This window comes from Clostridium sp., assembly GCF_050717545.1.
Lineage (GTDB): Bacteria > Bacillota > Clostridia > Clostridiales > Clostridiaceae > Clostridium_AD.
On the sequence record NZ_JBOITN010000002.1, the window covers coordinates 14,374 to 38,633 of the forward strand.

General features: G+C 29.8%; 18 protein-coding genes. 7 read left to right on the forward strand and 11 right to left on the reverse strand.

Annotated features, from left to right (window positions below; genetic code table 11):
* The first annotated feature begins 246 nt into the window (after positions 1-246).
* Positions 247-1,122 (forward strand): YitT family protein, encoded by an 876-nt coding sequence (locus tag ACREVX_RS00290; RefSeq protein ID WP_431542036.1) that lies wholly within the window; start codon positions 247-249, stop codon positions 1,120-1,122.
* Positions 1,123-1,463: 341 nt separating this feature from the next.
* Positions 1,464-2,336 (forward strand): cation diffusion facilitator family transporter, encoded by an 873-nt coding sequence (locus ACREVX_RS00295; protein ID WP_431542037.1) that lies wholly within the window; start codon positions 1,464-1,466, stop codon positions 2,334-2,336.
* A gap of 13 nt (positions 2,337-2,349) precedes the next feature.
* Here ACREVX_RS00295 and ACREVX_RS00300 read toward each other — a convergent pair whose 3' ends face one another.
* Complete coding sequence (locus ACREVX_RS00300; protein ID WP_431542039.1) at positions 2,350-3,186, reverse strand: nitroreductase family protein; 837 nt, start codon at positions 3,184-3,186, stop codon at positions 2,350-2,352.
* 218 nt (positions 3,187-3,404) lie between these two features.
* Here ACREVX_RS00300 and ACREVX_RS00305 point away from each other — a divergent pair, with 218 nt between their 5' ends.
* Positions 3,405-4,466 (forward strand): 4Fe-4S dicluster domain-containing protein, encoded by a 1,062-nt coding sequence (locus ACREVX_RS00305; protein ID WP_431542040.1) that lies wholly within the window; start codon positions 3,405-3,407, stop codon positions 4,464-4,466.
* Positions 4,467-4,870: 404 nt separating this feature from the next.
* Here the strand turns inward: ACREVX_RS00305 and ACREVX_RS00310 are convergent, their stop codons facing one another.
* The 6 genes from ACREVX_RS00310 to ACREVX_RS00335 all read right to left on the reverse strand — a co-directional run bounded on the left by ACREVX_RS00310 (position 4,871) and on the right by ACREVX_RS00335 (position 12,725).
* The gene (locus ACREVX_RS00310; protein ID WP_431542041.1) at positions 4,871-5,503 is read right to left on the reverse strand and encodes a hypothetical protein; all 633 of its coding nucleotides are present in this window, start codon (positions 5,501-5,503) and stop codon (positions 4,871-4,873) included.
* Between the two features lie 96 nt (positions 5,504-5,599).
* Positions 5,600-6,526, reverse strand: a complete 927-nt coding sequence (locus ACREVX_RS00315; RefSeq protein ID WP_431542042.1) for an SMR family transporter — start codon at positions 6,524-6,526, stop codon at positions 5,600-5,602.
* A 392-nt stretch (positions 6,527-6,918) separates the two neighbouring features.
* Positions 6,919-8,523 (reverse strand): DUF2357 domain-containing protein, encoded by a 1,605-nt coding sequence (locus tag ACREVX_RS00320; RefSeq protein ID WP_431542043.1) that lies wholly within the window; start codon positions 8,521-8,523, stop codon positions 6,919-6,921.
* Positions 8,498-10,756 (reverse strand): McrB family protein, encoded by a 2,259-nt coding sequence (locus ACREVX_RS00325; RefSeq protein WP_431542044.1) that lies wholly within the window; start codon positions 10,754-10,756, stop codon positions 8,498-8,500. The genes ACREVX_RS00320 and ACREVX_RS00325 overlap by 26 nt, the downstream gene beginning before the upstream one ends.
* A gap of 174 nt (positions 10,757-10,930) precedes the next feature.
* A complete protein-coding gene (locus ACREVX_RS00330) occupies positions 10,931-12,187 on the reverse strand; it encodes a nuclease domain-containing protein (protein WP_431542046.1) in 1,257 nt (418 codons plus the stop codon).
* A 22-nt stretch (positions 12,188-12,209) separates the two neighbouring features.
* Complete coding sequence (locus ACREVX_RS00335; RefSeq protein WP_431542047.1) at positions 12,210-12,725, reverse strand: SF0329 family protein; 516 nt, start codon at positions 12,723-12,725, stop codon at positions 12,210-12,212.
* Positions 12,726-13,023: 298 nt separating this feature from the next.
* Between ACREVX_RS00335 and ACREVX_RS00340 the strand changes: the two genes are divergently transcribed.
* Positions 13,024-14,385, forward strand: coding sequence for a homing endonuclease associated repeat-containing protein (locus tag ACREVX_RS00340; RefSeq protein ID WP_431542048.1), 1,362 nt, complete (start codon positions 13,024-13,026; stop codon positions 14,383-14,385).
* 81 nt (positions 14,386-14,466) lie between these two features.
* On the opposite strand, the gene ACREVX_RS00345 is transcribed toward ACREVX_RS00340, so the two are convergent.
* The 3 genes from ACREVX_RS00345 to ACREVX_RS00355 form a co-directional block, all read right to left on the reverse strand.
* Positions 14,467-14,892, reverse strand: a complete 426-nt coding sequence (locus tag ACREVX_RS00345) for a helix-turn-helix domain-containing protein (protein WP_431542049.1) — start codon at positions 14,890-14,892, stop codon at positions 14,467-14,469.
* A 158-nt stretch (positions 14,893-15,050) separates the two neighbouring features.
* The gene (locus tag ACREVX_RS00350; RefSeq protein WP_431542050.1) at positions 15,051-15,254 is read right to left on the reverse strand and encodes a DUF6440 family protein; all 204 of its coding nucleotides are present in this window, start codon (positions 15,252-15,254) and stop codon (positions 15,051-15,053) included.
* 46 nt (positions 15,255-15,300) lie between these two features.
* Positions 15,301-18,477 carry a DEAD/DEAH box helicase gene (locus tag ACREVX_RS00355; protein ID WP_431542051.1) on the reverse strand — a complete coding sequence of 1,059 codons (3,177 nt, stop codon included), beginning with the start codon at positions 18,475-18,477 and terminating at the stop codon, positions 15,301-15,303.
* A 178-nt stretch (positions 18,478-18,655) separates the two neighbouring features.
* On the opposite strand from ACREVX_RS00355, the gene ACREVX_RS00360 reads away from it, so the two are divergent.
* The 3 genes from ACREVX_RS00360 to ACREVX_RS00370 all read left to right on the forward strand — a co-directional run bounded on the left by ACREVX_RS00360 (position 18,656) and on the right by ACREVX_RS00370 (position 23,207).
* Complete coding sequence (locus tag ACREVX_RS00360; protein WP_431542052.1) at positions 18,656-19,054, forward strand: (deoxy)nucleoside triphosphate pyrophosphohydrolase; 399 nt, start codon at positions 18,656-18,658, stop codon at positions 19,052-19,054.
* Between the two features lie 390 nt (positions 19,055-19,444).
* Positions 19,445-19,660 (forward strand): hypothetical protein, encoded by a 216-nt coding sequence (locus ACREVX_RS00365; RefSeq protein ID WP_431542053.1) that lies wholly within the window; start codon positions 19,445-19,447, stop codon positions 19,658-19,660.
* A 568-nt stretch (positions 19,661-20,228) separates the two neighbouring features.
* Entirely contained in the window at positions 20,229-23,207 is a 2,979-nt protein-coding gene (locus tag ACREVX_RS00370; protein ID WP_431542055.1) for a DEAD/DEAH box helicase, read from the forward strand.
* Positions 23,208-24,093: 886 nt separating this feature from the next.
* Here the strand turns inward: ACREVX_RS00370 and ACREVX_RS00375 are convergent.
* Complete coding sequence (locus ACREVX_RS00375) at positions 24,094-24,255, reverse strand: hypothetical protein (RefSeq protein WP_431542056.1); 162 nt, start codon at positions 24,253-24,255, stop codon at positions 24,094-24,096.
* Positions 24,256-24,260: the final 5 nt, after the last annotated feature.

Sequence of the window (24,260 nt, forward strand, 5' to 3'; positions counted from 1 at the left end):
ATATTAAATATAATTAAGATCATTTTTATTATCATCAACTATATTATATCTTTTTTTTCTACCCTTTGCACTATTTATCATGAGAAACGTCTGAGTGGATATATTTGGAGTTGATGCTTACTTGTAAGTATGCATATGAACATGATGTCGCAGTAGTCATAACTTAAACTTAGTCTAAACTACCTATAAATTTAAAACATAATCTGTTATAATAACTATGAAATAAATTACAAGGAGTGTTATATTTTGAAGAAAATTGACTTTAATAAGAATGTATTAGATTTCATATTTGTAGCATTAGGTTGTGTATTAATTGCATTTTCAATAACTTCTATCCTAAGACCAAATGGATTAATAACTGGCGGTATAACTGGAGTATCAATAATACTAGAAAAATTAATTCATATTAAATACACCTATATTTATTATGCGTTATCTCTTTTAGTTTTAGCTATTGCTTGGATATCTATGGGAAAAAGAGAAGGTATAAAGATAATTACCCTATCTATAGTATTCCCATTTGTATTAATAGTTTTTGAAGGATTTAGTTATTCCTTTATAAAAAATGATATGATGCTGGCTTCAGTTTATTTTGGACTTATTTGTGGAATTGGATCTGGTCTTGTTCTAAAAAGAGGATATTCAATGGGCGGAACTGATACTGTTGCTAAAATTCTTCATCATAAGCTTTTCACTTTTGTAAGCATAAGTGAGATTTTACTTTGTATTGACGGAACACTAATTGCATCATCAGCTATAGTATATAATTCAAATATCGCACTTTATGCTATTATTTCACAAATTATAATTGTTAATATGATTCAAGCCGTGATGTTTGGATTTGGTTCAAAGAAAGTGAAGCTTGAAATAATAAGTGATAATCATCAAGCTTTAACTCAATACATAATCCACAGTATTAAAAGAGGAGTTACCAGTTATGAAGTAAAAGGTGGTTATAAGAACTTAACACGTCTAAAACTTCAAACAATCTGCTCTCCAAGAGAATCTATGTTAATTAAGAGATATATAGCAGAAACTGATCCAGAAGCATTTGTAAATGTTTTGCCAGTAATTTCAGTGTGGGGCAAAGGAATAGGATTTGACAGTTTATCCGATAAATAAAATAATTAGAATAAATATGCCTTATTTTTATACCCGCCACTCACTCTCTTCAATTCTAAAAGATTTCCCAACATCTCTTCCTTGCATAAACACCATCCTCTCTTAATGGAAATAAATTATAACTTTAATCTATTTAATTATCGTATAATTTATTCATATACTGAACTATAATTTATGGTAAGCTCTACTGCTCATAATAATCATTCCCAAAATATAGTCGATGTTATTGTCAATTGAGAATACATATTGAAGTTAAAAAAGCTTGCAACTCCACTGAAATCAGTATATAATAATGATAAAGATTTAAAATTCTATTATCAATTAAAAATGAGGTGGTTCAATTGAATAGTGAAAAAAGATTTAAAATAGGTATAAAAATATCTAAGATAACAATAATTGTTAATATTGCATTATCGGCAATTAAGTTATTTGCAGGTATTATAGGCAGAAGTGGAGCTATGATTGCTGATGGTATCCATTCACTTTCTGATGTATTAAGTACACTAGCTGTAATGCTGGGATTAAAATTAGCTAAAAAACCTGCAGATAAAGATCATCCATATGGTCATGAAAAAATGGAGCCTATTATGGCTAAGATACTGGCAAGCATATTGTTAATTACTGCTTTGCTAATTGGATTCAATGGTATTAAGAGTATTATAAATGGAACAACTTTAATTCCAGAAAAGATTGCTATGTATGCAGCAATACTTTCTATAATAGCTAAAGAGTGGATGTATAGATATACAGTTAAGGGTGCTAAAAAAATTGAAAGCTCAGCTCTCATGGCAGATGCTTGGCATCATAGATCCGATGCATATTCATCAATTGGAACATTAATTGGAATTATAGGAGCTAGAATGGGTTATCCAATATTTGATCCAATTGCATCACTGGTAATATGTATACTAATAACTAAAGTAGCAATAGATATTTATAAACAAGCTATCGATCAATTAGTTGATCATTGCGCTGATGCAAAAACTATCGAAAATATAAAAATTGAGATTGAAAAAACAGATGGTGTTATAAATGTAGATGACTTAAAGACTAGAGTAAGTGCTAATAGACTTTATGTAGATGTAGAGATAAGTGTTAACAAGAATTTATCCATTTGTGAGGCACATGAAATTGCTCAGATAGTTCATGATACTACAGAAAGTGTAGACACTAGGATCAAGCATTGCATGGTACATGTTAATCCTAGCATTTAAAAACATCAAAATATTATTTAGACCAGCTGCAACAATATTCCCAGTCATTTGGTGCATTTATATTTTTCATTTCTAGCCACGTGCCTTTTAACCCAAGTTCATTTGCAGATAACTCAAAATGGCATTTAGCTATACCGATGTCATTTTTTTGCATATCATAACCAGTTACTCCATAGCCTTTTGTTCTGCAAATAAAAAAGTGATATGCATTCTCATCCTTTATAACTCTCCAAGGTTGTTTGTTTGAAGCAGAAGGTCCAAGTCTTACCATCTCTAATGGAACAGCATATTCACCAGCACTATCCTCATTTAGTGTTACTAAACTATCCGTTACAAAAAACAACTCACTCCATGGTTTTCGTTTATTAGCACCAATAACTGCTCTCATAGCTGATTCAAAAACTCTAGGCTTTTCTTTTTTTGTTCCTATGGGAGAAACGATGGGTATGAATTCATTATTAGATAAACTCATATTTTGTTCAAAATTACCCTTATTAAAAGTTCCACCCAGCCAACATGTTTGAAGTCCCAAATCTGTTGCAAAAAGAATAATTTTTTCAAATAAATATCCAAATTCAAGCGCATCTTTTTCTTCTTTTTCTAATATTCCAATAATAAATGAATTAGCACCTGATATAACACCATATGTCCCTAATTTTTTTACTTTCCTAGAATCACTATCATTACTTTGTATAAGTATAAACCTAACCCTTAAGTTTGTTTCTTCATTAATCTCTGTAATATAATCCTTTAGCTTTTTAAGGGTTATACTTTCAATGTTTTTTTGATCAAATGATCTGCTTGATGTCCTCATCTTTATAAGTTCGATAACTGACTTTTGAAATTTCATACTTGCTCCTTTTAAGTTATCATTGAGTTTGGGCTTAGGGTTACCCCTTAGCTTCACCAAATTTCAATTCTAATTTTTTTTATTTTTAAAAGTTTGTATACATTTATTTAAAGCAAGTATACCATATTTCTCCACTTTTATTGTGGGATTTATACAGTTATGATAAAATACATAATAAAGAAAAAATTATATAATTCTAAAACATCGAAGGAGCATATATGAAAAAATTCAATGAACAAGATACTATATTTGCAAGAATGAATTATAAAGAAGGAAGCGAAATTTATAACAATTATTATAGTAATAACCCTCATTTAAAGGAAGTGGATGATTCATTAAGAAGCATGCCACCTATGGGTGGTGAAGGTTCAGTGATGTTTAATAAAATAAACTCACCAATTGTAGATGCATCTTTTAAATATTTATCAGATATAAAAAAACTTAGCGAAGGTCCGGTAGCTACAAAAAAAGCCGCCATAGATCCACTTGTTATGACAGAAAGAATTAAGGGACTCGCTAAGTTTTATGGTGCAAAATTAGTTGGCATAACCCAAATGAAAGATTATCATTACTATTCTCATAGGGGAAGGCATGAAGAAAACTATGGTGAAGAAATCTTAAGAAAACATAAGTATGCAATTGTGTTTGTACTGCCTATGGATACTGAAATGATTATGCGAGCACCAAAACTACCAGAAGCAATAGCTGTTGTAAAAGGATATGTAGAATCAGCAACTGTTGGCATGTTACTTTCATATTATATTAGAGAACTGGGATATGATGCTAGAAATCATATGGATGGAAACTATTTAGTAATAGCACCTCTTGTAGCAAGAGATGCAGGCATTGGTGAGTTTGGAAGAAATGGACTACTTATAACTAAAGAATATGGTCCATGTGTACGCCTTGGTATAGTAACCACGGATATGCCTATTATACCTGACGAACGCGAAGATTTTGGTGTTAAGGAATTTTGCCTCGATTGTGGACGATGTGCAAAGACATGCCCCGGAAAAGCAATATCTAAAAGTGAATTTACACAAGATAATGGCATAACAAGTTGGAAGATAAATACCGAAGAGTGTTATAGACGATGGAGGAGTTTAGGGACTGATTGCGGTTTATGTATAGCTAATTGTCCATTTACCTATGGTATATCAAAAGATTTAATTTCTAATATTAAATCCTCCTCAGAAGTTAGGCAAATTATTTTAAAAGACTTTGAGGATAAGTATGGTATAAGACCCATTATACGTGATAATCCTGAATGGTTAAAATAAAACAAAAAGCATTCATTATATGAGTGCTTTTTAATATTTTTAGATTTATTGTTTATTTGCTGCTTACAAGTAAGGATATTATAAAACCTAATACAAAAATAGGAAAATAGGAGAAAATTGATGCTTTCAAAAATGTCGAAAGTTTATATTCAAATTGTCTTGCATATCTTATATTAAAAATTGAACAAGAAATGAAAGGAACTATACTAAAAATCAAAGCACACGAAAGTCGTAATAACCATATATTTTGTGTGTAATAAGATATAAAAAACATAGAAATAGCACCAAAAGTTATAGAAACGAAAATTGATATAATAAGTATAATACAAAATAATACATTCCTTTTATAAGCTTTAAAAAGTTCTTTAATTGAAATCACCCACTTTTTTATTGTCTTTAACTTCTTATTTCCCTATTGAATTTATTTTCCCACTTAAATATTGGTCTAAAACAGCTTTATCTTTATAGTCTATCCTTAATTTAATAAATTTATCGTTTTGCGCATACAGAAAAGTTATTTCATTATTTTTCCAAAAATAGCCTGTATATTTATTCCAAGGTGTCAAAAATATAAAATTCCTGATTCCTTCATTTTCCACTCTAATTGCTCCAATCTTCGAAAACAATGCTATAAAACAAATCATATTTATAACATAAATTAACATAATTTTAGATCGCTTAATTGTTTCTAAAGACCATTCTCCCCATTCCTTTTGATCTCCCTCAAGTTTAGCCACTAATAACTCAATTTTATGATCATTGATTAATTCACCAAAACTTATACCATATTCCACTCGAAATACTCTGGTATTATGAAATTCTTCTAAGCTAGAATATAACATTAATAATATTGGACCAACTAACATTAATGAACAAATTATTAAAATAACTATTTTATTTTTCTTCTTTGATATTTCTATATTTATTAATTTTGCTTTAACTATTACTTTGTTTTTTGTTCTGTATCGAAATATAAGTGTATATATACCTAATAATATTGCTATAAATAGAATGATATTGATTGTCTTTATTCCCATAATTGACTACCTCCTTTTCACCACTTTCAAGTTAAATTATACCATACCATTTAGCAATTATTTTATCTTTTAACGACATTTCAGAAAGAAGTATAATTAAATATTAATCAGTACTAAAGCTAAAATCACTAATAAAATAGCAACTTTATTCTTTTTTGACAACTTCTCCTTATATAAAAACATTTCACCCAAACTTATAAAGATTATACTTCCAGCACTATATACAGGAAAAGCTATAGATGTAGGCATAAAGCCTAAGGCCATTATAAGAAAATATGAAGAGAATAAATTTGGTATACCAACTAAAAAGCCCACAAATAAGTCCTTCTTCATTACTTTTGATCCTGATTTTATAACAAAATATAAACTAAGGAAAAAAGCCATAACAAATATAAAGAATAAAAATACATTCTTATATTCTGTTAGAGCATATTGTTGAAATAACTTGTTTTGAAATTCTGCCATTCCTCCAAATAAGAATAACAATATTAAAGTTAAGTTTATACGTATATTGCCATTCTCATCTTTATTCCAAGAAAAGTTCACAAAAACAATAGAAAATAAAGCCATAAAAATTCCAACCCATTGTACAATTTCAGGAATTTCTTTCCAAATAATAACAGAGAATATCATTGGGACTAAAATTCCTAGCTTCCCAAATGTGCCTGAAATCGCCGCTCCATTTTTCCCTACACTCTTTTGATAATAAATAAATGATAAAAAGAAGAATATCCCACCTATCAACCCAAGCAGTATTGCCCATATGAAACTGGCACCTTCTGAAAATGCACCATTATTTTTTAATATAACTTTTGTAAACTCATAAGTAAAATTAGTTAGAGAAATATTCATTTCATAAATTTTTATAGGCGATTGAAATAATATCATAAATAAGCTTACAGTAAATGCGGTAAAATAATTTGCACTGGTAACCGCATACCTATTCATTTCATATCCTTCACTATATTTAAAAATAAGTGCAATAGATGAACTACATATTATAGCTAAAAATAAATAAATCATTTAGAGTATCCTTTCATAAAGCTAATTAGTTTAAGTTATATTAACATATATTAAAAACAAAGTGAATTTTTTCACAACAATAAATGTAACCATATTAATTTCAATTCTAATTTCTCTACTTTTTTTTTATTTCTGGGCTATTGTATAATTACTAGTCTAGTTCCTGTTTGAATTAGAACCATGTTATCTACTTTTTATTCATTCTAAATTCTCCCAACCTTATTGTTAGTATAAACACTAACTTTTTCCATTCATCACATCAGCCCTTAAGGTGTTGTTCATATTGCAGGTGCCCTTTAGACTTTCTCTTGCCAATTATTTAAATTGGCATCAAGCTGTGGCCTGAAAATTTTTATGACTGAATTTTTTTATCAGGAATTGCATTATTCCCTTTATTGGAGTGGGTGGTATTGTCTCGCTGTAAAATTAGGAAGCGTAGGCAAACAGGTTTTACTTGCTAATAATAAAATTTTCTTAGAAAGAAAATCTTTAAATTCTTCTATTTGACAACCAGGCTTAAAAACAAAAGCACCCATGTTATATCTTTTATGATATTCCAAATCAAATAATTTCTCTGACCTCTCTCCTTTTAATGGTGCTAATATATATGTTTCTAGGACTACTCTACAATCATCCTCTTTTCTTAATATCCCATCTCTATACTTGTGCATTTCAGCAAGTGCATTACCTAAATTAGCATCTACTCTATACTTAGGATCCAGCACAATAAGCTCTCCATTAAACTCCAGTACAATATCAGGTATCATTCTCTGAGTATAGGTGTAATAAGGTTTTGAGTTACGTTGAAAACATTTTTGATAATATATAAATCCCCCATTTTTCAGTTTTACCTTGCTTTGGTTATGCTCCTTAAGCTCTAATAATATACCATCTGCGTTTTTTAAATAAATCTCAGAGGTATCTTCTAAAATATCTAGTTCTCTGCAGACCTTAATCACCTGCATGAATGCCCATATTTCATATAAATGAAAAGTATCCTTTAAAGGAAAATGTGTACTCAAACCCACCTTCCATTTCTTATGATTATATAACTCACGAAACCAGTTGTACCATAATCTATACACTGGATGTTTCCTAAATACCTGTGATATAACGACCTTTCCTTTATAGGGCTGTACCTTAGCCAAATAAGAGTTTGAAAGCCAATAGTTAACTAAATCTAAATACTGCCTAGCTTTTAATTTCATCTCTTCGTATTCAACCTTACAGTACTTTCTCAAAATCACTTGAAGTTCCATTAGCTGAAATTTTACAACCCTATTTTCGTATATATTGTAGGTTTCATAAGAGCTAATAACCTTTATATAATTTGGTAGCTTCTCCTGCGTTCCACCAAATCTAGGTCCATTTTTCTCTATCCATTTTTCAGTTTTAACACCAATTTTTTTAACTCTTTCTACATCAGTAATTAATTCATTCTTTATAAGCACCTTAAGTGGAGCACTTTCTATTTTACTAAATATTCTCTTCAGCTTCTTCATACTTCTTTGAATATAATTCCATTGTGCAAAGGAAACTTTTCTTTGGAATCCCTCTGTATCCATAGCCATTGCGAGCCCAGAATACTTTAGACAAACATTTGCCTCCTCCAATATCTCATAAACCATATTTTCATATTGCTTTAGGGTAATCTTTCTGCTGTCCGGATATACAAAAGATTTTACTCTTTGTGTATTACCACCCACATCTATATCAAAAACTATTATCCCGCAAGCAAAAGGGGTCTGAATCTCACCAAAAAAGCCATTTACATTATGGACGTTTCCACAGCTCTTTCTCATCATTTGCGGTATCCCCTGCATTGTAATGTATTTTAATTTCTCACTATTTATTCTCCAAGAATAAATTTTTGCTTCCTCAAAATATGCTTCCCCAATGCTTACCCAACACTTTTCTTTTTCATCAAATATTTCTACCTCATAATTGTCTGATGTTCCCAAGGTTTTAAATTCATCTCCAGAACTGAGCTGTTCCATACCGTTCAAGCTCTCCTTTCATTCTTAAGAGATGTTTTTCAATATTTGAACCATTACTAAAGTGTACATCGGCCCACGCAAGTAATTGATTAATTAAGTTTTCTATACTTTCATCTCCACGTATTTTAGGAAACACTTTTTCACAAATTACTCCATCAAGCATTCTTATTCTATCCATTTGAAGATTATTTTGTAGATTTGTATTTGCGCTTATCTTACTAATCATTTCATCCATAGAACGATAACCAAAATGCAAATTATAAGGCTTTAATATATTGTGTAGTTCTGATAATATATTAAATTCTTTTTCAAACTTATTTCTTATAGTTTGCTCCTTAGATGTCCAATAATTTTCTAAATTCACGTCAGATAATGTCATAACGAATGCTCTATCTAAAACTTTATCGGAAATAGTATAAGTGGTTTCATCTATATTTACAGTTCCTATGATATAGATATTAGGAGGTATTATGACTTCCTCAGGAACATTTTCAATATTTTTTTCACTATGTAACCTTATTGGTTTTCTTGATTCCACTGCGCTTAAATAATCACTTAAGTAATACTCTACTCTTGCAAGATTCATCTCATCTAGTACTATAAAGTGAGGCTTATCTCTTTCTTCTAATGCATTAAGTATACATTCTAAAAACTCCGTCATTACATATCTCTTTTGCAACGCACTATAATAACCAAAAAGCGCGCTAGTATCAGTCCAATCTGGCCTTACAGGTATTACTTTTAGATAAGGATTTTGCTCTTCGTAAGCTAGTCCATATATAGCATTTGCATAAAGACTACAAATTTGAGTTTTTCCCGTACCAGATATACCGTTTAATATTACAAAATGTTTATCACCTAGGGCTGTTAGATTCAAATGAAAATCTCTAATAATATCCTTAGTGAAAATAAATTTACTTTCTTCAAAAGCCTTTATAATCTCATATAAATCAAAATTACTTATATATTTTTCAAGATCACCTTCCGTACCCTCATTGTCATTATCATCACCTATATCTCCACCATCCTCTATAATAATTTCCTTTGGCAGAGTTATTACTTTACTGGTATCCGCAAATATTAATGCTGCTTTTAAAATACGTTCCTTAACCTCACTTATATTCTCTAAAAAACTCATAGCTGAATTATCAAAAGTTGCAATATAGTAATTGTTATCTCTAACTTCAAATCCATGAAGCTGTAAATCCTCCATTGCTTTTATTAAAAGGATTGCATTGTCCTGCCCACGCTTTGAGAAACCCTTTTTTATAAACCATTTCACCTTATTTTCTTCAAATAATACCCTTGGCCCAGTATAAATTTGCTCAAAACCATTTACATAAACACTTAATATCTCATAGGATGATTGTGCGTTATTATTTTTATAATAATTTATAAATCCGCTAGTGACCATCTGTCCATTTTCATTTAGAAAGTACTTTTGAAAGTATCCCGATCTTAATTTATGCTCTTTAAATTCACCAATCTTAACTTCATATTCATGCCCATAAAGACTTATTTTTAAATTTTCATTATAGCCTTTTATCAAATTTAATACTCCTAAAGACTTACTCTGCTCAACTGCATTATTCAAATTAAATTCTCTTAATTTTTTAAGTTCACACCATACTTTCCATAAATCATCAACTAATTCGACCTCATCGCCTATAGTTTCAAAAGATAGCTCCATTCCGATAAAAATCGGAGATCTGTTTCTAATTTTTGAAATTCTCTTAACAGTTTCAATAAATTTTTCTTTAGGTATTTCCTCAAATGAAGCCCCTATTATAAATATTTTAATATCTTCACTCAGGTTATTTGCAATTCCCTCAAGACCATTTGTCCTTAATAATTGCCACAAATAGTCAAACTCTATTTCCATACCTATCCGAACTGTTCTACTTTCCCCATAGCATGTAAGTCCTAATATGAAAAGTTCTACATTGTTATCAAATTTTTTCATAAGAACAGAAAAATCCCTCGTTCCTATAGACTTATCTAGATCAGTCTTCGCATAACTAGATTCTATAGAAGCGTTATTAATGTTTTTTAAAGTAGCTTCATAAGTACTAAGCTCATAATCTAGTAATGAACTATCCTGCGTGCTATAGTTCTTTACAAAATCGTGTACAATGCCATTTAAAACAGGCTGAACCTCAGTTAATACCCTTTCACATCTCTCTGCTGTATTTTCCAGATTTAATATCTCTTCAAATCTTTTAATGTTTATCATAAACTTTTCACCCCGTATCAAATATAATTAATTCCTATAAGCACATATTTTAATAAAACATTCTACTATCCTAATTCAACACTATTTTACAATTATCCTTCATTATTTGTATAAAAAATAAAGGAATTTCATCCACAACGTGATGATATCCCCCCTTCCAAACAAAGCTTATAATTATTGATTTTCCATAGCATACAAAACATCATCTTCTAATTTTCTTAAATCAGTTACAACCCCATTCACCCGATTCAAAATTTCATCTACAATTTCTACAATAACATCCCCTATAACATATTCCTTAATTTTATCTCTCTTGTTAGTTTTAGCATCCTTCTCCTTATCAATTTTTTTAATTGTAATGCCCTTTTCCTTAGCTACCTTTTTTAGAATTTTATATACCCTAAGTTCCAAGCTACTTGATACTTTTAACTGATGTGTGTTTTCTGCGTTTTTCAAAAGATACAAAGTTGTATAAGTTACTAGTCTAGTCCCTGTTTGAATTGGAACTATATTATCTACTTCTTCTATAGGTTCTAAATTAATTCTTATGTAAACATCGTTTTTCGTACCAGCTCTTGCTTTAAGTTCAGTGCAATCTTCTCGCTTGTACTTTATACATTCTTTTATCCTTGCGAAATATCTTACTCCACCCTCATCTTTAAAGCTTTCCTTGGATTGATAAAATGCTAAATACTTAACTGACTCCCTAACCTCTCTTAGTTTTGATATTGGAATATGATAAAACAGATTTTCTTTATACGCTTTTAAATGCTCTTTATTCTTAACATTTACAACCATTACATTGAGATGTTTAAACTTACCATCATCATCATATTCATCTAGAACTATCCTATCATTTCTTGCATCTACTGAGGATTGTTCTATAATCTTCTTTAGCTGCTTTGTTATTAACTTTGTGCTTCCTGGCAACATAGGAAAAGCTCCTATATTTACTTCTTCTATACTCTTGTAAAAGTGATGCTCTTTAAACTTCTCTTCATCTCCATAGGGGAACATAACATAAGCGCCGAATGTATCATATTTAAATTGGACTTCGTTAACTTCCTTACTAAGCTTTGATACTATTGCATCCCTATATCTATGCATAACATTTATATCATCCTCAACTGGACCTATAACGCCGCTATCATCAACATTTATTCTATACTTAGCATCAAATATATAAATTCTATTATCATCTTTATTATTTAAATTTCTAATATTAAGTACAGTATCCGGCCTTTGATTAGTTGTTGGAGGCGTATATGACTTGTTATACCATAATTCTATCCTATTTTTCTTATTAGAATAAATCATCTTAGCTTCCGCATCCTGAGATAATGTTAAATAGAACCCATTGTCCTTATACTTTAATATTCCATATTCCTCAACCCGGTACCCTAGATCACTGAGAATATGATGTATTTTCATATAACACCACATGAATACTAATCTATATGCCCTCTGCTTCACATCTTAACTTATAGAAATAGTCAACAATCTCCACGTCATTTTTCATTGTATCTTTTAATCTTTCTAATGTTCTTTTTCCAGTTCGTTTATCAAGAAATGCAAGAATCTTAATAAGCATATTATCAGCATTTAAGGATTCATCAATAGAGTAACTAAAATAAACTTCTAATGCATCAAAAAAATCATACTGACCAAAAATACCTTCTTTTTTCGTTAACTCATGTGCTTCATCACTAATTCTTCTGTTAGTCTCATAATCATCTACCCTGTAATTCTCATCCGGAAACCTTAATTTATCACATATAGCATTCTGCCTACTTTCTGCTGTATATGTGCACATATTTAATACTTCTTTCTTATCAACTGTTATGTATGCCCTCCCTAACCCATCATGTGCTTTCTTATAATTTACAACAAAGAAATCTACTCTATTTTTTAATGAATCACATATAAAACTTTCTAGATTTTTCTTAACTTTACTCCATTTCCTTTGCATATAAGCCCCCTATAGATATCTTTTTAATTTTTACCCCTCATTAGTATTTATATAAATAATTTTTATTAATTGTTACACTATCACACATTGCTGACTTTAATTTGACCCAAAAGTCTTCTTTACCTTAGTATACAATACTTTATCTTTATGTGGATATAAGGAATATTATTATATTTACCATATTCACTATATTAACTTAAAAGTATACTGATATTTATTAATACTACATTAACGTATACTAAATGAGGAATTGCAAATACTAACCTTAAAGTATTAATAAAAAAGGACTGAGGTTAATATGGATTATAAGGAATGTAGACACTGCAAAGAAACCAAGGAACTACAACAGTTTAGTTTAGATAAATCTTCAAAAGATGGCCATCAAAAATACTGTAAAGAATGTAATAAACATTTTAGTAGAGTCTATAAGGAAAGAAAAGCCTCGACAGAAGGCAGAGTGATGCTCCCTTATAAATCAAAGCAATATTCAACTGTAAGTGATGAAGAATTACTACAAATCATAAAGGATTTTTATAATGAATTTAAACGGGCACCTACAACAGTTGACTTTGATAACTCTGATAAATATCCCCATTTTAAAACATATTATAGACATTTTATTTATTACAAATCTGATACAAAGGTTTCTAGTTGGAATGATATTTTAATGTTGGCAGGTGTTACTCCATTAGACTTTAGAGACTATTGGTCTGCATGGCAGTATCTTGTTGAATTATCAGCCTCAATTTTGGAGGGGGACTGTCTATTCCAATACTGTGGATTCGGTTTAGATTTTAAACCAGATATCTATATTCCTCTTAAGCATAAAGTGATTGATGCGGCTACTTCCAATTACGCATGCAAACATAAGGAGAAGCAATATAAAAAAGCTACCGATAAAGGTGCTTGCGTAGAATATTGGTGCTTAAACAAAAATAACAGGCCCGGTTTAAACTTTCCAAATCTGAAATATGTTTTTGCTGATGACATAATTATTAAATTATCAGCCTTAGGTTATCACAAATTATGTTATGATATTAAAAACCTTCATATAGTTTATAAAGATTTTAAGGAAGAATATCAAATACATAAAAAAGACTATGTAATAAAGAAATTAAAGGAATTTAAATTTAAAAATGGTAGAACCCCTTATTGCAGGGACTTTATATGTAACCCAGACTACCCTTCCTCATCAACTATAACAAATTTGTTTGGAACCTTTAATAATGCATTGCTTGCATCTAAATTAAAAATAAATACCTTTGCTAATTTACCTTTTAATGAAAAAGTAGCTAAAGATGATTTACTAAATTTTATTAATAGCAATGGACGGTTGCCATTATGCAGAGAGCTAGGTCGCCCTAATACTACATTCACTAAAAAAGTATATTTTAAATATTGGGGAGGAATTGAAGGTTGTGTTAACTCGATTGGACTTAATTACACGAAATTAAAATATTCGGCAAGTACCCTTAACATAAAATTAAGACTTGATCAAATAATAGAGTTTAAAACTCTTCACAACCGGATGCCAGCGATTAATGAGTTCGGAACTAAGAATAACCTCCCTAGCTATCACTGGGTCAATGATAATTTTGGCAGTTATGAAAATTTAACAATCCATTTGGAAAATTCCATAGAACCTAATATGAAATACTAAATATTAAAATAATTTCATCCACAACACTATGCTAAAACAGTATACTTATCCACAAATTAGGTGTGTACTATTTTATCGTATCTAGTCTGTTTCTTTTTTTACCAAGCCACAAATAATATCAATACCATTTGATATTATTTTTCTTTGTTCTCCACTTATTAATTTGTTATTAATAAGTATTTTATTTTCCGCAGCTAAACTTTTTATTAAACCAGATATTTTTTCTAATTCAATAAATTGAGAGTCATTATGCATGGAATATCCATGGTCCAATTCCTTAATAACATGTATATCATTACATAACAAATAATCCAATGAAACATTAAAGTATTCTACAAAATTCCTAATCGCATTCATCTCTGGTTGTCTTTTATTATTCTCATATTGGCTAATAGTTGTTTTTGTGAATGCATATCCATATATACTATTAAACTCATTTGCGATTTGCTGCTGAGTCATTTTTTTTGACAACCTTACACTCTTAAATCTTTCTCCAAAAGTATTCAAAATAAACTCCTCCATAACTATAACTTTATTTATAATTATGGCCAAACATCCACCTCTCTACTCAATGGGTTTTGTTATATTTAGTTTTGATTTATAAGACAACAAAAAGACTGCACTATTAAGTTTAGTCTTAATTTAAAAATATAATAATATTATTTCTATATTGACGATATCACCGGCTTTCCATCTTTATCTAACAACGGAGTAATCCCGCCACCATAACCATCAACATTAATTAAATAGTTTATTCCTGTTTCTGTATCAACAATTATTTTACAACGTGATGCCATATTCCCTTCCTCATATACAGTTTTAAATCTTTTATTTTTGTTCTTATCTTCTTTATCCTTCTTATTAAACATTTCTTCACTCCTTCCTTTTTTATTAGTATTGTATTATAAATTTCCACTAAACAATGCTTTTATTAGCAACTCTCATAAGTGCCGCTGGCACTTCTTCTTTCAATCTCCAAACAAAATTTATAGGACTGTTCCCCTTATGACTTACATACTCTGCCTCTCCAAGATAAGTATATGCTGCCACTACTCCATCCTTTTTCTTATTTTCTCGGACAAACAAAATTATTTTATTACCAGTACTTTCGTGATTAATATACCTCTGTCCCATATCACTTTCAACAGTGGTCCTGCTCTGACTTTGCCAATGAAATAACCTTTCGTTGATAGCATAGTCATCATATAACGTAGAAGGTGAGTAGTCTTTTTCTGATTTATTTAACGTTATAAAGAATGCATCAACCTTCTTATCTTTAAAATGCTTTACACCTTCTCTAAACGTCGGCTTTAAGTTCTCATTAAAGTAATCAAATGCTGCCATAATCTGATCCGTAGAATATGAGCAATATAAATCTAAAGGGCAAATGGTACCGAGTTCTACTTTTTCATCAACAAAATCAATGTGCAAATAATTATACTGCATTATCTCAACTACTTCTTCTATGAGAATCCTGTTATCTGCATAAAGAGTATCTAAAGCTTTCTCAAAAGAACTAAAACCAAGTTTTTCTGGTGCTTCTAAATAAAAACTATAATATATCATTCCAAGCATTAATTTTTCTTCTTTATTAAACTGAGTTCCTTCTATTTTTGTACCTGGAGCTAATACATTTGTTGCAAACTCAATTAGCTTTCTTGAATTAATATGAAATAAGTTTTTAAGTCTCTTTGTCATAACCTCTTCATCTTTAACCTCAAACTTTAGCGTTAAGCCTGCCTCAACCTTCATTCTACTAAAGCTTCTATTTCCACTTTTTCCGTACAAATCATTCAATGTATAATTGTAATGCTCTAGAAAATTACTTAAGGTAAGTTCCTTACCTGTGTCTCCTATAAAATATTTTAACTTAGTTATCAAATTTGCTTTTGTAACCCTTGCATCCTTTATATTTCTAAGTATATATTCCTTAGCCTGTTTTTCTAAGTGTATGTAACAACCCTTTGGCAAGTTTAAAAAACCGTTAATTATGCTGTGCTCTACAGAATGTTTTGCTCTTCCCATTAAAGCCTTAAACTTTTGTTCAAAATCATAACTCTTATGAGCTTGCCCCACAAAATCCAAAACTGTTAAACATTCTTTCCCTTCATTAAGTCTAAGTCCTCTCCCTAGCTGCTGCAGAAATACCGTTAAACTTTCTGTTGGTCTTAAAAACAGCACTGTATTTATTTCAGGTATATCTATACCTTCATTATATAAATCAACAGTGAATAAAAACTTAACTTCTCCACTTACCAGTTTTCTTTTAGCGTTGCTCCTATCTTCACCACTACTTTCACCTAGAACAGCCATGGAAGGTATTCCACTTTTATTAAATTTATCGGCCATATATTTAGCATGTTGAATGCTTACGCAAAATCCAAGTCCTACAACTTCATCAATATCTGTAACATATTTGTTAAGACTTGTTATTACTCCATTTACTCTGATATCATTATTTGTATACACATTTTCTAGTTCTTGTTTATCATAGCCTCCCCTTGTCCATTTAAGTTTAGATAGGTCAATGGAATCAGAAACTGCAAAATATTGAAATGGGCTTAAAAGCTTTCTGTCTATAGCTTCTGGTAATCTCATTTCTGCAGCTATCCTATCATCAAAGTACTCCAATACATTTTTTCCATCCATTCTTTCAGGCGTAGCCGTTAATCCTAATAATATCTTAGGTTTATAATATTCTAGTAACCTTCTATAAGACATTGCCTCAGCATGGTGAAATTCATCCACTATAATAAAGTCATAAAAATTCTCTGTGGTTTTTTCATAAAGTTTAGTTGAGTTAAAACTTTGTATACTCATAAATAGGTAATCTAATGAATCTGGCACATTTCCACCTACAAATAAATCGCCAAAATTATTGTCCTTTAAAATAGCTCTAAAAGTACTTCTGCTTTGCTTTAATATTTCCTCACGATGGGCAATAAACAAAAGCCTATTCTTATCCTTTCTATGTTCCTTTTTAAAATCCTTATAATCAAATCCAGCGATTACAGTCTTTCCAACTCCTGTAGCTGCAACAATTAGATTTTTGTTTCTATTAAATAGAGTTCTCTCAGCTTTGAGTTTCTCCAAAATCTCCTTTTGATAATAATAAGGTCTTATATCAAACATGAAATTTACATCATTATCAGTTTTCCCTTCCTTATTCAATGAGTTTTTAAGTCTTCTCTTATCCTCTTCATTCTGACCATTAAAGGGTGCAAACTCATCATCATTCCAGTATCCTTCAAATGTCGCCTGAAATTTCTTTATAATATCAAAAGAATCCTTTTCTGAAACTTTAATATTCCATTCAAGACCTGATGTTAACGCTGCATTAGATAAATTTGATGAACCTATGTATGCTGTAGTAAAACCTGTCTCCCTTTGAAAAAAATATGCCTTTGCATGAAGCCTTGTTCTATCAGTATCATACGAAACCAGAATTTCTGTATTTTTAAATTTACTCAGCTCTTCAATAGCTTTATAATCTGTTGCTCCCATATAAGACGTTGTAATTACCCTAAGTTTATGGTTATCATTATCCGTAAATTCCTTAAGCTCATCAATTATGCACCTAAGTCCACTCCATTTAATAAAGGAAACAAGCATATCCACAGAATCACTACACAATATCTCCTTTTTTATTTCTCCCATCATGTTAGGCTCCTGTACTGTACCAGTAAAAAGTGAGCTTTGAGAAAGTGGAGTTACAGGTCTAATTGCTTTACCTTCTTTGACTCCTTTTATATTGTTTATCTTTGAATATAATGCTGTAAGGATTTCTCCCTCTTCATCAACTTTCAGTCCTTCAATATTTCTATCCTCAGCAAGCCTACTTAAGCCCTTAATAAGTTCATTGCAAGCCTTTATCTGTGAAAGCAGTGCTTCCTTATCATTTTGTTTATTATTTTCTCTGATAAACCGTAGGCATTTCTTTGCCACTGAGGAAATATAGCTAGATAATTGAGTTTTAGCCTCTTCTACATCCATGGGTTCCTTTTGAAATATATATTTATCTGAATCCAATTTTATCAATTGATTTTTAATATCTTCATATATAATCTGTTCGTAGATTCCTTCTTTTAGCATTGAGACTATACCTCCAATTTAATTGTTATTATATGGAGTATTCGAGATTTAAGGATGGATTCCTTTTTTAACAATTATCCGCAAGTTTAAATATAAGTAATTCTCATGTATTATACTTTAATAACCATCACTTTTACACACACCCCTTTTATGCTAAACTTATCTAGAGGTGTTTTGTATGAAAAAATTGATAAAAGTTGTAGGCGCAATTATAGAGAATGAAAACAATGAAATATTATGTGCTCTTCGCTCCCCCATAATGTCTCTCCCAAACATGTGGGAGTTTGCAGGTGGTAAGATAGAGAGTAATGAGACGCTAAAAGAAGCTATTGAAAGAGAGATAAAAGAAGAATTATCATGTGAAGTTGAATTCATTGATGTATTTAATGATAATACTCATGAATATGATAAATTTATAGTTAATTTAATTACTGTTAAGTGCTGTATAACATCCGGTACACCTACAGCTAGTGAACATTCAAAATTAATATGGTTACATAGAGAAAATTTACTATCACTAAAATGGGCTCCAGCAGATATGAAGGCTGTAAATCAGCTCGCACACGATAAGGTATAACAAATAAAATTGCAACTTGTTCGCTTTTGAGGTGCTTTTAATGAAATAACATAACATTTAACGTGCTAATTAACATTATAATTAGCACGTTATTTTTATTCGTATTAAACGATTTGGTGACGTTATTTCTAAAAATGTTAGTTTATGAAGTACATATTTTGTATGTTATTTGGTATAAAAGATTTAAATTAAGCGATATTATATATTTTAAATAATATCTTTAATTTTACCTTATTATATTATTAGCAATTTATTTTGATACTAACATGTAGAAAATATGTTATAATTTATTTGTAGTCTGTATATGTTATTAAAAACATGATAAATATGTTCTTGTATAAAATTATTTAATGAGGCTTATTTATATTTTGTGTATGTGGAGGGATTCAAATGAAATATAATACGAAAATCTCAAAATTAGGAATAATTATTTCTGTATTTGCAATTATTATTGCTTTAATAACCTTTGTATTTGCAAGAATTAAAGGAACTCCAAGTTGGACTGCGGGTATTATATTATTTTGTGTTATTACCATTTTTTTTAGTAATATTGTAATCTATAAATCATATAAAAATAGAGACACTAATTCTAAAAAGAATGTTTAATAGATAGAAAACATATTTAGGAACAAAATTAAGAAATTATAATTTTTTTACTTTCATTATAAAATTATAAATAAATGTAAGCAGAAGGATGTTAATCCTTCTGCTTATTCATTTATTAAAATAGATGCTATTTGACGTGATAATTACTACATATGCACCTCAAAACCCAACCCCTTGATAAAATTGCTATACCTTTTTTTATTTTGTATATAAACATACTGGCATTTCATTCTCTTACGGTAGTTTAGATCCTATAAGTGCCAATATATCTCTAGAAAACTTATTACTTAGTTGATATTCCTTAGCAAGCATTAATAATATATTCAAAATGCGATTATTGTTTTCATTTTGGTTTCTCAAGTCATAATTATATATATCTGTTATAATATTAAGTAAAATAGACTCATATGAAGGTCGTTATCAAATTTAATTCTTTTGTGTTTATTACAACACCTGATACGTTTAAAAATGTATCTATATTATAAAAAAGTTAACATATAACCTAAGAGGCATGAATTAATTATGTATATATAGATAAAAATAAGCAGCTTTTAAAGGATGTGTAACGTTGAAAACTTTATCTGAAATAGAAAAACATAAAATTTTAGAATCTTCTATAGATTTCAAACCAATTGATGAAAGCAGCCATAACCAAATTAATATTGCCGACGAAATTTTGAGCGCAGCTGAAACAGGATTAATAAATAATTCAGTATATTCTAATTTGGCACTAAGGCCAAAGCTTATTTTAAACGATTATAGTAAAGGTAGTAAAGTATTAAGTGATATTATTACAGAGCTTATGAGCTGCGATCAGTTTATGATATCTGTAGCCTTTATTACAAGTAGCGGTATTACCCCACTACTTGAGACCTTAAAATACTTAGAAAGTAATGGTATCAAAGGTGAGATTTTAACCACTGATTACCTGAATTTTAGTGAACCAAAGGCGTTGAAGAAGCTTTTAGAGTTTTCTAATATCCATATTAAACTATATTCTAAAGATAATTTTCATACTAAAGGTTATATCTTTAAACATAGTGATCATTATAGGCTTATTATTGGTAGTTCTAACCTAACTCAATCAGCATTAACTAAAAATAAAGAATGGAATATAAAGCTATCCTCTTTAGAAGAAGCCTCATTAACAGATGAAGTATTAACTGAGTTTCGAGCTATGTGGAATGGAGCTGATGATTTAACTATAGATTGGATTGAAGCTTATGAAGAGATATATTTAAAACAAAGAGAATTTGCTAGGAAAAGCAAAGTCCCAAGAATTTCTCAATACAAACTAAAACCTAATAAGATGCAGGTATCTGCAATTCAAGCTTTAGACAATGTACGCGAAAACGGAATTAAAAAAGCTTTATTAATTTCAGCTACTGGTACAGGTAAAACCTATTTATCAGCATTTGATATTAGAAATTTCAACCCAAGAAGAGCGTTATTTATTATACATAGAGAACAAATTGCAAAACAAGCTTTAGATAGCTTTAAAGATGTTTTTGGAGATACTAAAAGTATGGGAATTCTATCAGGTAACTCAAAAGATATTGATAAAGATTTTATATTTTCAACGGTTCAGACTTTATCGAAAGATGAAATATTATCAAACTTTCGCAGAAATGAATTTGCTTATATTGTTATAGATGAAGTACATAAGGCCGGTGCCAAGAGTTATCAAAAGATTGTGGATTATTTTGAGCCAGAATTTTTATTAGGGATGACAGCTACACCAGAAAGATCTGATGATTTTGATATTTTTAAAATGTTTGATCATAATGTAGCATATGAAATTAGGTTACAACAAGCTTTAGAAGAAAATTTACTTTGTCCATTCCACTATTTTGGAATTACGGATATAAATATAGATGGTAATGGATTAGATGATACTACAGATTTCAAGTATTTAGTATGTGACCAAAGAGTTAATCATATTATCGATAAAATTAACTTTTATGGCTACTGTGGCGATAGAGTAAAAGGACTAATATTTTGTAGTAATAAAAAAGAAACTATTGAGTTATCAACTAAGTTTAATAAACTTAACTTAAAAACATTAGCCTTAACAGGAGATAATACTCAACTAGAACGTGAAGAAGCTATTGGGCGTTTAGAACAAGATGACCCCCGTAATTGTTTAGATTATATTTTTACAGTTGATATTTTTAATGAAGGAATAGACATACCTTCAGTTAACCAAGTTATTATGTTAAGAGCTACTAAATCAGCTATAATCTTTATACAGCAATTGGGTCGTGGTCTTAGAAAATATGATTATAAAGAATTTGTTGTCATCATAGACTTTGTAGGAAACTATGATACTAACTTTTTAATTCCTATAGCACTGTCAGGAGATCGAACCTATAATAAAGATACTATTAGAAAATATGTTATGGAAGGTAATAGAATAATTCCAGGTTGCTCTACTGTGAATTTTGATGAAATTTCTAAGAAACGTATTTTTGCTTCTATTGATAAAGCCAATTTTAATGATATTAAACTTATTAAGGAGAGCTACAATAGTTTAAAACAAAAGCTAGGTAGAATCCCTAGTTTAAATGATTTTGATTTGCACGACTCCATTGATCCTATAAGAATTTTCGATAGTAATAGCCTAGGATCATATCATAGATTTTTAACAAAATATGAAAAAGAATATACCGTGCAGCTTAGCGAAGTCCAAGAATCTTTTATAGAGTTTATTTCTAAAAAACTTGCTTCCGGTAAACGGATTCACGAGCTAGAAATGATTAGATGTGCGATAAATTATAAGAGTGATTTAATATCTAGGCTAAAACATATTCTAAAAGAAGAATATGATATAGATATTAAGGATAGTACAGAGACCTCACTAGTAAATGTACTTACTAATCAATTTGCAAGTGGGTCTGCCAAATCAACATATAAAGATTGTATTTTCTTAGAGAAAGATGGTTTAGAATATAAACTCTCGGAGGTCTTTAATGAAATTTTACAAAATGAAGAATTCAAAAACATAGTCATAGAACTAGTTGAGTTTGGAATAGATAGATATAAAAGATCTTATAGTGACCATTACATGAATACAAATTTTCAATTATACCAAAAATACACATACGAAGATGTATGCAAATTATTAGAATGGGAAAAATGCGAGGTAGCCCTTAACATTGGAGGTTACAGGTTTGATAAGAAAACCAAGACATATCCCGTATTTATTAATTACAATAAATCTCAAGATATTAATGCCACTATAAATTATGAAGATAGATTTGAATCCCCATCACAATTAATTGCAATATCCAAATCAGGGAGAACAGAAAAGTCTGCTGATGTTGTACAAGCATATAATGCTAAAAAAGATGGTGTTGAAATGAGTTTATTTGTAAGAAAAAATAAAGATGATAAATTATCAAAGGAGTTTTATTATTTGGGGAAAATTAATGCCGTAGGTGTTCCTAATCCGATTATTATGGGAAATACTAATAAGAGTGCTGTGGAAATTAAGTATCAGTTATATACACCTGTGAGGGAAGATCTTTTCGATTATATTATTTCATAAGGTTTTATAGTGAAAGTTGTTCTTAATTTTTATCCTTATTTCAAATTCTCCTTGTTTTTTCTAAATAAAATACAGGCTGTTGTAGACAGTTAAAATAGCAAAAGCCCTAGAAGAATTAAAATTTCTAGGGCTTTTGTATCGCCCCACTAGAGCGACGGCGCGACCAACTGATTCGTAGTTAGTTTTACTGTTTACCTTCTATTAACAACTATTAACAAACAGAACTTGTCCACTGCGTTACCAATTTCTGTAATGGCGTCACATCAGCCAACTAATAAATGTAAATATGTATAAAAGCTTATAGTCACCTCCTATATTTAACCCATAATTTCTCAAAATCCTAAAAAACTTTTTAATTCCATTTTTTTCTTTAAAAGTGTTGATTATTTTCAATTACTATTTTATTTTCACCTTATATATATTAATCCACTGGACACTTCATCATAAAGTATAGCCCTAACAGTTGCAGCGTTTATTTCTTATTAGCCATAACAGTATTAAGTCATCTATAGCTATACACCCTCTAGATACTTAACTTTACACATATTATAATTCTACATTAATTTCCAAATACCTTTATTCAGATTACCATTCCTGTCAATAAGTGTTGAAAATTCAGGGAAGCTTCAATCCCACTGAGTACTTTAAAATTAATTTCTTTAATTTACAATTAATCTTTAGTTTTGTCACTACAATGACATAAAAGATTGTTATTATAAGTACATAGAAAGCAATTGATTTTTTTAATTAGAGTCCCCCTTTAATTAAATATAAATTTACATAAACCCAAAGAAATGGAGCCAGCAGATATATATATCTGTTGGCTCCATTTCTTTCTAAACTACTTCAACAACGCGCTAGTTTTTCAAGTTATACTTGTCTATCCCTATTTAGCAAATTCGCTTCGCTCATAAAGCCCCCCCCCCACCGTTGGTCGTGAACAAATTGTAACCACAATTTGTTTTGCTAATATTTGAGTCACAATCTCTGATGGAATTGTAGATAAAGCACCTATTACTCCTGCTATCACTAGTTTATCATCTTTCAAAATAA

What these genes read in the sequence shown, in the direction of transcription:
- ACREVX_RS00305 (WP_431542040.1), top strand. Translation starts at nt 3,405, where the DNA reads ATGAAAAAATTCAATGAACAAGATACTATATTTGCAAGAATGAATTAT.
- ACREVX_RS00360 (WP_431542052.1), top strand. Translation starts at nt 18,656, where the DNA reads ATGAAAAAATTGATAAAAGTTGTAGGCGCAATTATAGAGAATGAAAAC.
- ACREVX_RS00350 (WP_431542050.1), bottom strand. Translation starts at nt 15,254, where the DNA reads ATGTTTAATAAGAAGGATAAAGAAGATAAGAACAAAAATAAAAGATTT.
- ACREVX_RS00335 (WP_431542047.1), bottom strand. Translation starts at nt 12,725, where the DNA reads ATGCAAAGGAAATGGAGTAAAGTTAAGAAAAATCTAGAAAGTTTTATA.
- ACREVX_RS00325 (WP_431542044.1), bottom strand. Translation starts at nt 10,756, where the DNA reads ATGATAAACATTAAAAGATTTGAAGAGATATTAAATCTGGAAAATACA.
- ACREVX_RS00300 (WP_431542039.1), bottom strand. Translation starts at nt 3,186, where the DNA reads ATGAAATTTCAAAAGTCAGTTATCGAACTTATAAAGATGAGGACATCA.
- ACREVX_RS00340 (WP_431542048.1), top strand. Translation starts at nt 13,024, where the DNA reads ATGGATTATAAGGAATGTAGACACTGCAAAGAAACCAAGGAACTACAA.
- ACREVX_RS00330 (WP_431542046.1), bottom strand. Translation starts at nt 12,187, where the DNA reads ATGAAAATACATCATATTCTCAGTGATCTAGGGTACCGGGTTGAGGAA.
- ACREVX_RS00315 (WP_431542042.1), bottom strand. Translation starts at nt 6,526, where the DNA reads ATGATTTATTTATTTTTAGCTATAATATGTAGTTCATCTATTGCACTT.
- ACREVX_RS00320 (WP_431542043.1), bottom strand. Translation starts at nt 8,523, where the DNA reads ATGGAACAGCTCAGTTCTGGAGATGAATTTAAAACCTTGGGAACATCA.
- ACREVX_RS00365 (WP_431542053.1), top strand. Translation starts at nt 19,445, where the DNA reads ATGAAATATAATACGAAAATCTCAAAATTAGGAATAATTATTTCTGTA.
- ACREVX_RS00310 (WP_431542041.1), bottom strand. Translation starts at nt 5,503, where the DNA reads ATGGGAATAAAGACAATCAATATCATTCTATTTATAGCAATATTATTA.
- ACREVX_RS00355 (WP_431542051.1), bottom strand. Translation starts at nt 18,477, where the DNA reads ATGCTAAAAGAAGGAATCTACGAACAGATTATATATGAAGATATTAAA.